At 61.4% G+C, this 1,987-nt stretch carries 2 protein-coding genes; one reads left to right on the top strand and one right to left on the bottom strand.

The window, feature by feature from the left end:
• The coding region (locus tag AC1DY5_RS53315) for a transposase (RefSeq protein WP_478122299.1) at nucleotides 1-429 on the top strand (429 nt) is incomplete at its 5' end.
• Between the two features lie 242 nt (nucleotides 430-671).
• Here the strand turns inward: AC1DY5_RS53315 and AC1DY5_RS53310 are convergent.
• Nucleotides 672-1,532 carry an SDR family oxidoreductase gene (locus AC1DY5_RS53310; protein ID WP_478122298.1) on the bottom strand — a complete coding sequence of 287 codons (861 nt, stop codon included), beginning with the start codon at nucleotides 1,530-1,532 and terminating at the stop codon, nucleotides 672-674.
• Nucleotides 1,533-1,987 lie beyond the last annotated feature (455 nt).

Below are 1,987 nucleotides of genomic sequence, written 5' to 3'. Positions count from 1 at the left end.
CTGTACGCGCGTCGCTGGAACATCGAGCTGGACCTGCGCAACCTCAAGACCACCACCGGCATGGATGTGCTGCGCTGCCAGACGCCGCAGATGAACGACAAGCAGCTGTGGGTCCATCTGCTGGCCTACAACGTGATCCGGCTGCTGATGGCGCAGGCCGCCAGCCACGTCGGCATCGACCCGCGCGGCCTGAGCTTCAAGCACACGGTGCAACTGTGGACGGAGTGGGTCACGCGAGGCCTCTCGGTCACGAAGGATTGCCAGCGGCTGTTCACGTTGATCGCCCAATGCAAGGTCGGCCATCGACCCGGACGCATCGAGCCGCGAATGCGAAAACGAAGGCCAAAACCCTACCCGTGGTTGAAGGTGCCGCGCGCTCACGCTCGCCGACAAGTCGAGAAGTATGGTCATGCGTACGAGCCAAAGTAAGCGCCATTCACCCTAGCGCCGCACTTGAGAAGCACTCATAGGTGCTACGAAGCTATTGCTCAACCTCCTGTCGTGATTTGGACGGAGGCTCCGTCACTATGGAATGCCCGACGTCGCATTAGAGGAAGCAAAGATGAGATCTCATTTCGTCGCTGTGAGCCAAACCGCACTTACGATTCTTCCAGCGGGGCCAGCGGGGCCAGCGAGTCAGCGAACGCGACAGCGCTGTCCTTGCACGCCGACTACCCTCCCGTTTCGAAGCCGGGGTACAGCGTCATGCCGCCGTCGATGAAGAGCGTTGTTCCGACGATGTAGTCCGTGAAGTCCGACGCGAGCCAAACCGCCGCACGCCCTATCTCCTCGATCTCCCCGATGCGCTTGTAGGGCACCAGTTTCATGAGCTCCGCATACGCTTCCGGTGTGGACCACGCGGCGGTGTTGATCGGCGTCCGGATGGCGCCCGGCGCGATGGAATTTACCCGGATCCGCTTCTCTGCGATCTCCTGCGCGAGGCTTTTCATCAGCAACATCAACCCGCCTTTGGAGGCGGCGTAATTCACATGGCCGGCCCATGGAATGATCTCGTGAACCGAGCTGGTAAAGATGATTTTGCCGGCAGCCACCGAGATTCCGGGGCGCACGCCACGGCGAAGGAACTCTCGAACAGCCTCGCGTGCACAGAGAAAGGCGCCGCGCAGATTGACGTTGATCACCGCATCCCACTGTGCAACAGTCATTTCGTGGAACGGCGCATTGCGCTCCATCCCCGCGTTGCTGACGAGAATGTCGACGGTCCCGAACTCGCGTACGGCCGCTGAGAACATGGCTTGCACCTGCGATTCGTCCGCCACATCGGCCTGCACGGTCATCGCGCGCTGCCCGTTGCTTCGAATCTCCTCCGCCACCGCTTCGGCGTCCTCGGGATTGACCACATAGTTGACGATCACGTCGGCGCCAGCCCTGCCAAGCGCCACCGCGATGGCGCGGCCAATGCCGGAATTGGCCCCCGTCACCAGCGCAGTCTGGCCCTTGAGCAAGGCATATGTGGGCGGCGCAGGGATCGAAGGTTCCGGCAGATTCCTGTGGGTGTAGTAGCTCCGCATAGTCCTCCCTTCTCAGGCTCAATTTCCCGCATGGAATCAAGCGGGTTTGATCGTCTTTGCTGTCCCTTGCGGGATTGCTATCGCGAGCAATGCGCGCCACCGGCGTCCCAGCAACCGCGCGACAGAGGACACGGGCTTGCGGCCTGCAGGGGACTTTGTACCCATCGAGAGGCGGTGTCAATCGCAGCACGGTGAGTTCGCAACTGGAGTCCGCCACGCACGTTCGAGGGCGTGAGCAAGTCGATGTCTGTTGGTGCCACAGCAGGAACTAGTGTAGCGCGCTCTAAATAATAGAACTTAAAGTATACTGCGCATACCAAGCTTTGCGGAGGTTTGAGCCATGCGCGTTGCCCGGAAGATCGAACTGGATGCTGTTGCCGAACGGGAGTTGACTGCGCTCGCCCGGCGCGGCCGCGTTGAGGCCCGCGTGCAGCAGCGAGCCAGGATCGTGCTGC

The sequence above is a fragment of the Variovorax sp. P4_D9 genome (genome assembly GCF_056401695.1).
The sequence above is the reverse complement of the archived record's forward strand: the minus strand, read 5'-3'. Positions and strand labels throughout refer to the sequence as shown.

What these genes read in the sequence shown, in the direction of transcription:
- AC1DY5_RS53310 (WP_478122298.1), bottom strand. Translation starts at nt 1,532, where the DNA reads ATGCGGAGCTACTACACCCACAGGAATCTGCCGGAACCTTCGATCCCT.